Source organism: Natronomonas sp. (genome assembly GCF_047616845.1).
GTDB lineage: Archaea > Halobacteriota > Halobacteria > Halobacteriales > Haloarculaceae > Natronomonas.
Genome location: NZ_JBLGBY010000074.1, coordinates 1 through 7,399 on the forward strand (window position 1 = coordinate 1; position 7,399 = coordinate 7,399).

Genomic DNA, 7,399 nt, shown 5'->3' on the forward strand with positions numbered 1-7,399 from the left:
GGCGTGCCGTGCATATCCGACCCGCAGACGAACGCGACGTTCTGGCCGACACGCTCAAGCGCCCGCGAGTAGGCGTCGCCGCTGACGTACGTCCGCAGGTGGCCGACGTGGAGGTCGCCGTTGGCGTACGGCAACCCGCAGGTGACCACTGCGGGGGTCTCCGTCGGGAACTCTTCGTGCATACACGACCATGCGGGCCGTCGAGGGTAAAACACTCCCGCTATCGGGATTCCGAAGCCGCCACTGCGGCCAGCGAGGCCACCGCCGACGGCACGCTTCCGACGCCGAACCAGCCGTCGTCATCCCGGCGCAACACCAGCCCGGAGGTCGTGCCGGCGTACACGTTGCCGTCGTCAGCAGCCCACGAGAGAACGAACGCACCCGGTCCGCCCGCGTACTCGACGGGCCGAAGCGAGTCGCCGTCATCGTCGGACTCATACAGCGCGGCGTCGGTGTCGCTCGGGCTGCCCCACGTCGGTGGTGAGCCGGCCGTCGCCGCGGCGTACAGACGACCCTCGTGGGCGAACGCCTCCCGGAAGTAGCGGTTGCTGAGCGCCTCGTCGAGCCGCGTCCACGTCTGCCCGGCGTCGCGGGTGCGATAGAGGCCATTGCCCGTCGAGGCGACCCAGTGGTCGGTGTCCCGCACGAGGACGTGGTGGATGTCGTCGTGCACGCCGTCGTTTCGCTCCGTCCACGTCGCGCCGTCGTCCTCGCTGCGGTGGACGCCGCCGACTTCGATGCCGGCGACGAGCCGATCCGCCCCGACAGCGCCGAGACTCCGAACGTGGGCTTCGTTGCGGTGTCGCGGCGTGTGCCACGTTTCCCGTGATGGAAGCCGCTGAAGGCCCGCACGCTCCGTCCAGGAGTCGCCTCCATCCGTCGAGACGTACAGATGCGCGGGATGCGTGCCGGCGAAGAGCTGCTCGCCGACCGGGGCTTCGAGGACGGAATACACCTCCGACTGTGGCGTTTCGAGCCGTGTCCAGGAGTCGCCGCCATCGAGCGACCGATACAGTCCGCTCCGGGTCGCAGCGTAGACGCGTGGCCCGAACTGCCGGATGCGCATGACTCTGTCCGAGTCGAGCACCCGTGTTGCATCGTCGAACTCCCCCGGGCGGCCACGATAGACGCCCTGTCGCGTCCCACAGAGTACGTGCATGGCTGTCCGTGGCGTCGCCCGCGAAGTAAACGCTGGTGCCTACGCGAGCCGGTCGAGGTCGGTGAGGAACTCCTGTAGCATCGGCCGAGTGACGTGGGGCATACAGACGGCGCGCGCCTCGTCGGCCTCGGTTCGGGAGAGCCGCCACCCTTGTTCCCGGAGGTCGGTGACGAGGTCGTAGGAGAGATCCATCGCGACGATGGGGAGGGCGGGCGAAACGACGTCGAAGCCCCGCGATTCGACCTCGGCGGCCAGCCAGTCGGCGTTCGACTGCGACCGGCGATACTGAGCCTCGTAGCCGTCGGGCCACAGCTCCTCCATCGCGGCGACGGCGCTCGCGACGCCCGCACCGCTCCGAGTGCCCGTCAGCGTCACCTGCGAGGTCGATTCGAGATACGGCGTGTCGATGGCGAGTTCGTCGAGTAGCTCCGGACCGCGGGCCAGCAGGCCGCCCGCGGGAACTGCCGCCTGGCCCATCTTGTGGGGGTCGATGGTCATCGTGTCGATGTCGGCATCGTCGAACCCCCAGGCGTGCTCGGTGAACGGCAGGACGAACCCACCCCACGCGGCGTCGACGTGACAGAGCGCGCCGGCGTCATTCGCGAGGTCGGCGAGCGCCGGAATCGGGTCGACGCGACCGTACTCCGTCGTTCCCGCGATGCCGACGACGAGCACGGTGTCCTCGTCGATGAGTTCGGCGACACCATCGAGGTTCGCCCGGAAGTCCTCGAGCGGCGCGGTTCGGAGTTCGACGCCGAGGATGTCCGCGGCCTTGCGGAAGGAGAAATGTGCGGAGGCCGGCGCGACGAAGTTCGGCGTTCGGGTGTCGGCGCGGTTGCGGGCGATGCGAACCGCCTGAATGTTGGCTTCGGTACCACCCGAGGCGACGTAGCCTGCCGCATCCTGCAGGCCAGCGACCTGACCCAGCAGGTCGACAGCCCGGCGTTCCATCTTCGCGACCGTCTCGTAGGTGCCGGGGTCGCCCGGGTTCGTAGCGAGGAATCGCTCCGCCGCGTCGCGGGCCGCCGGATGCGGTTCCGTACACATCGACGAAAGGACGCGACTGAAATCCTGCGGTTCGGCCCGCTGCATACGTGCTGTCATTCGTGTCCGGCCCTTTAGCCGTTGTGTTCCCGCGGCTTTCGTCGTCTAGCCTTCGAGTTCATCGACCCACGAGGGTCGCTGGACGTCGGGGCTTTCGAAGCTCGTCACCGCGTAACTGAGGTCGTACGACGTCGACTCACCGTTGAGGTCGTAGTCCGCGCTCGCGGTGAACTCGTGGATTCGGCCCTGCGTGTCGACCACGAGCCGGGCCTCGTAGTTCCGAATCGACTCCGCGTCGCTGGGGAAGGCCTTCTCGCTCGTCGGCTGGCCAGTCGCCTCGAGCGTCACGAGCGTCGTCCCGTCGACTTCCGACCGGTCGACGACCTCGAACGGCGCCGTCAGCTGCGGTTCGAAGATGGCTACGCCCGAAAGCGCACGCGGCGGCGTCGGCTCGGACTGGCGGTACTGCGGGTCACCGCCGCTGATCTCGATGCGCTGGTATTCGACCGTCTCGTTGCCCCAGATGACGAACCGGGAGTTCGCGTCACCGCCGTTGATGAGCTGGAAGCGGTACTCGCCGGCGCCAGCGGTAACGTTGGTGCGTTGCTTGCGAGTGATGTTGGCGAGATTGCCGTTGATGAGCTGTGACTGGTTCAGCCTGACCTCGTGCGTGTAGCCCGACTCCGTGAGCGCGCTCGAATGTGCGTCGACGAGCGCTGACGAGTTGTTGAGTGCGCCGTCCTCGACGCCAGGCGGGGAGTCACCGGAAGTGCCGCCCGGCAGCGCAGAACAGCCCGACAGTATCAGCAGGAAACAAAGTGCGACCGTCGCGACGCCTCGTTGCATGTCCCCGTCTCAGCGTGCAACGAATAAAAAGTGCGTGATGCGCGGGTCGATTATCGAACCGAATCGAGGAGCAGCTTCTGCTCGACACGTTTGACCTCGTGTTGGACGTCACGCACTGCGTCGATGTTGGCCGAGATGGAGGAGACGCCCTCGTTGACGAGGAAGCGCACCATCTTCGGCTTCGAGCCGGCCTGGCCACAGATGCTCGTGTCGATGTCGTGCTCCCGGCAGGTCTCGATGGTCGTCGAGATGAGCGACAACACGGCCGGGTGGAGTTCGTCGAAGCGGTCGGCGACGTTCTCGTTGTTGCGGTCGACCGCGAGCGTGTACTGGGTGAGGTCGTTCGTGCCGAAGGAGGCGAAGTCGATGCCGACCTCGGCCATATCCTCGATGGTGAGCGCCGATGCTGGCGTCTCGATCATGACGCCCCACGTCCGCTTCGTGGGGTCGATGCCGGCCTCCTCCATCAGGTTCCGCGCCTGGACGACGTCTTCGGCGTCGTTGACCAGGGGGAACATGATCTCGACGTTGTCGTAGCCCATGTCGAACAGGCGGCAGAACGCCTCCAGTTCGTGTTTGAAAAGCTCCGGTCGGTCGAGCGAGCGGCGGATGCCCCGGTAGCCGAGCATCGGATTGTGCTCGTGGGGTTCGTCCTCGCCACCTTCCAGTTGCCGGAACTCGTCTGTCGGCGCATCGAGCGTGCGGACGCGGACAGGGCGGGGGTAGAACTCGTCGGCGACGCCGCGGACGCCGCTGACGATCTCGTCGATGTAGGCCTCCTCGCCGTGGTCTTCGATGTAGCGTTCGGGGGTCTTGTTCGTCGAGAGAATCATGTGCTCCATCCGGAGCAGGCCGACGCCGTCGGCGCCGGTCGCGGCGGCGCGCTCGGCCGCTTCGGGGATGGAGACGTTCACCTTCACTTCCGTCGCCGTCATCGGTTTGACGGGACTCTGGGGTCGAACGTCCTCGACGGCGTCGGTCTCCTCTTCGGGTTCCGTGGCGCCCTCGGTGACGGTGCCTTTGTCGCCGTCGATGGTGACGACCTGGCCGTCGCCGAGTACCTCGGTGCCGTTGCCGGCGCCGACGACTGCGGGTGCGCCGAGTTCGCGAGCGACGATGGCGGCGTGGCTGGTCATGCCGCCCTCGTCGGTGACAATGCCGCTTGCACGTTTCATCGCCGGCACCATATCCGGCGTGGTCATTTCGGTGATGATGATGTCACCTTCGCTGACCTTGTCGAGTTGGTCGAGTTTGCGGACGATACGAACAGGGCCGGAGGCAATGCCGGGTGAGGCGCCGAGCCCCTGCACCAGCACGTCGCCGTTGCCGTCGGTGGCGGCCTCCTCGACCGCCTCCTCGGAGATGGTGGTGATGGGGCGGGACTGCAGCATGTAGACGTCGCCGTCGCCGGACTGCGTCCGGCTGCTAGAGGGACTCTCACTATCGGCGATTGCCCACTCGATGTCCTGCGGTTCGTCGTAGTGGTCTTCCGCGCGCTCGCCGAGGTCGATGAGTTGGGCGATTTCGTCTTCGTCGAGTACCTGGGCCTCTCGTTTCGCTTCTTCGACGTCGCGCTCGACGGTTTCGCCGGTCGCCTCGTCTTTGACCATCTTCGTCTTCTTGTCGGCGATGGTCGCTTCAAGCACCTCGCCGGTCTCGCGGTCGACAACGTAGTTGTCGGGCGAGACGGAGCCGCTCACGACGGCCTCGCCGAGCCCCCATGCGGCCTCGATGATGATCTTCGGCTCGCCGGTCGAGGGGTGGGAGGTGAACATGACGCCGGATTTATCGGCGGCGACCATCGTCTGGACGACGACGGCGATGTCGACGATATCGTGTTCGAAGCCCTGCTCGTTGCGGTAGTAGATCGCACGCTGGGTGAAAAGCGACGCCCAGCAGCGCTTGACGCGGTCGATGAGGTCTTCGCGGGTGATATTGAGATACGTCTCCTGCTGGCCCGCAAAGGAGGCGTCGGGGAGGTCTTCGGCGGTCGCCGACGACCGGACGGCAACGAAGGCTTCCCCGTCGTCGAGGTCGTCGTAGGCAGCCAGAACCTCCTCACGAACCTCCTCGGGGAGTTCGGTGCCGAGGATGAGTTCCTTCGCGGTGGCTTCCGCCTCCGCCAGCGCGGCGGAGTCCTCCGAGTCGACGTCGACGGCCTCGAACAGCGCTTCGTCGATGCCGGTCTCCTCGATGAACGTTCGATAAGTTTGTGCGGTGACTACGAAACCGGGTGGAACGGGCAGCCCTGCGGCGGTCATCTCGCCGAGGGAGGCCCCTTTCCCGCCGACCAACCCCAGGTCGTCGGCGCCGATTTCGTCCAGCCAGAGTACAGCCATCTTGTGTGTGAACGAACCGGCAGGCCGATAAAGAAGGTTCCGAAGCGTGCGTCCGGCGTCAAGGGTTGTCAGAACCGATCGGAGCGAATCGACCGCCTGGCGCCACCTGGAAGGCGTTCGCTCCGTTTTCGACTCGTCGTCGGTGGCTCTCATCCCGCCTCACGCCTCGATGATATCGTCGTCTTCGAACTCCGGGACGACTATTGACCCGTCCATGGCCGTCACCGCCCGCCCGCCGACGGAGACGGGGTCGGCACGCGCCCGCACTCGGACGCGGCCCGGCCGGTCGATGAAGTGGCCCTGTTCGAACACTATCTCCTCGGGCAGTTCGCCGTCGAAGGCCTCGACCTCCCGCAGGTACGCGCCCACGGCGCCCGAGGCGGTGCCAGTGACGGGGTCTTCATCGACGCCCGCCGCGGGCGCGAACATCCGGCCGTGGAGCGTCGACTCCGCATCCAGCGCGTCGAACGTGAGCGCGTAGATGCCCGTCACGTCGAGTTCGTCCGTCAGCGCCGCGACGGCGCCCATGTCGGGGTCGAGCGCCGACACGCCCTTCAGGAAATTCACGGGAACGACGAGGAAGCCCAGCCCGGTCGAGGCGGTCGCAAGCGGTAGGTCTGCGCCGATGTCCCGAAGCGTCGCGGGGTCGGCACCGAGCGCGTCGGCAACCCGGTCGTAGTCGGCGTCCACGCGGTTCACGTCGGCGGTGTCCTGGGACATCCACACGGTTCCGTCATCGATGTCGATATCGAGAACACCGACGTTCGTCTCCAGGGTGTGCGTGCCGTCGTCGATGACGCCCTCTTCGGCGAGGAACGCGTGGCTCGCGATGGTCGCGTGGCCACACAGCTCGACCTCCTGGGTGGGTGTGAAGTAGCGAACCCGGCGATCGGCTTCGTCGCTCGGCAACAGAAAGGCCGTCTCGGAGGCGTGCAGTTCGCGGGCGATGGCCTGCATCGCCTCCTCGCTGAGTCCCTCGGCGTCGGGAATCACGCCCGCTGCGTTGCCGGTGAGGGGGTCGCTCGTGAACGCGTCGACGAGTAGCGCGCGTCGGGTGTCCATACACCCGCCATGTGGCCGGGTGCTCTTAAGTCGGGCGTCGACCGGCTGCGCCTCCTCGCTAAGGCCGGTGCTGAAATTCGAGTCGGTCGTGCCGCCGACAGTGTCCCACACGCCGTAGAGCCTCCCGCCGGACGGACAGATATACGGCAGCCCACCGCTTTGCACCAGCCATGTCAGACCTCCCCGACGAATTCAAATGCACCGTCACGGACTGGGAGTACATCTACGGGCTCTGTCGTGACGTCGCCAATCAAGTGAAGGCGGCTGATTTTGAGCCCGATGTCGTCGTGGCGCTGGCCCGTGGCGGCTGGTTCGCCGGCCGCTGTCTCTGTGATTTCCTCGGGCTCGACGATCTGACGAGCCTGAAGATGGAACATTACGTCGGCACCGGCCAGAAAGCCGACGAACCGCAGGTGCGCTACCCCATGCCGGAGGGCAGTGTCGAGGGCAAAGACGTTCTCGTCATCGACGACATCGCCGACACCGGCGGCTCCATCAAGCGCGCCCACGAGTACGTCAACGAGCGCGACTGCGCGACGGTGCGCACCGCAACGCTCCAGCTTCTCCAGACCAGCGAGTTCGAACCCGAATTCGTCGGTGAACGCCTCGAAGAGTGGACGTGGGTCGTCTATCCCTGGAACTTCATCGAGGACATGATCGACCTCATAAGCGGCGTCATGGAGAAGGCCGACCAGGAGAGCTTCACCCCCGCCGACGTCCGGCACTTCCTCGCTGAATACCACCGCATCGAGCGCATCGAGATGGAGATCGCCCAGCCGAACCGGCTCGACGAGGTGCTCACGGAGATGGAGCGTCGCGGCGTCACTGAGCCCGCCGGCGATGGGCGCTGGCAGCTCGCCTGAGCGATGGCTGACGACGACGCCATCGAGGCGCTGACTCGCGCGTACGCACTCAAAGACGAGGTGCGAACGGGCTGGCAACTCCGGGG

At 66.4% G+C, this 7,399-nt stretch carries 7 protein-coding genes; 1 reads left to right on the forward strand and 6 read right to left on the reverse strand.

Annotated elements, in window-relative coordinates; all coding sequences use genetic code 11:
- The 6 genes from ACI8UR_RS11755 to ACI8UR_RS11780 all read right to left on the reverse strand — a co-directional run.
- A partial coding sequence (locus ACI8UR_RS11755) for a class I tRNA ligase family protein (protein ID WP_415087901.1) occupies window positions 1–182 on the reverse strand: 182 nt, incomplete at its 3' end.
- Between the two features lie 38 nt (window positions 183–220).
- Window positions 221–1,159: a WD40/YVTN/BNR-like repeat-containing protein gene (locus ACI8UR_RS11760; RefSeq protein WP_415087903.1), complete on the reverse strand. Its 939-nt coding sequence runs from the start codon at window positions 1,157–1,159 to the stop codon at window positions 221–223.
- Between the two features lie 39 nt (window positions 1,160–1,198).
- Complete coding sequence (gene mfnA, locus ACI8UR_RS11765) at window positions 1,199–2,251, reverse strand: tyrosine decarboxylase MfnA (RefSeq protein WP_411715746.1); 1,053 nt, start codon at window positions 2,249–2,251, stop codon at window positions 1,199–1,201.
- Between the two features lie 57 nt (window positions 2,252–2,308).
- A complete protein-coding gene (locus tag ACI8UR_RS11770) occupies window positions 2,309–3,049 on the reverse strand; it encodes a hypothetical protein (protein WP_411715747.1) in 741 nt (246 codons plus the stop codon).
- A gap of 50 nt (window positions 3,050–3,099) precedes the next feature.
- Entirely contained in the window at window positions 3,100–5,388 is a 2,289-nt protein-coding gene (gene ppsA, locus ACI8UR_RS11775; RefSeq protein WP_411715748.1) for a phosphoenolpyruvate synthase, read from the reverse strand.
- A 159-nt stretch (window positions 5,389–5,547) separates the two neighbouring features.
- Window positions 5,548–6,450, reverse strand: a complete 903-nt coding sequence (locus ACI8UR_RS11780; protein WP_411715749.1) for a PhzF family phenazine biosynthesis protein — start codon at window positions 6,448–6,450, stop codon at window positions 5,548–5,550.
- 170 nt (window positions 6,451–6,620) lie between these two features.
- On the opposite strand from ACI8UR_RS11780, the gene ACI8UR_RS11785 reads away from it, so the two are divergent.
- Window positions 6,621–7,313: a phosphoribosyltransferase gene (locus ACI8UR_RS11785; protein ID WP_415087905.1), complete on the forward strand. Its 693-nt coding sequence runs from the start codon at window positions 6,621–6,623 to the stop codon at window positions 7,311–7,313.
- Window positions 7,314–7,399 lie beyond the last annotated feature (86 nt).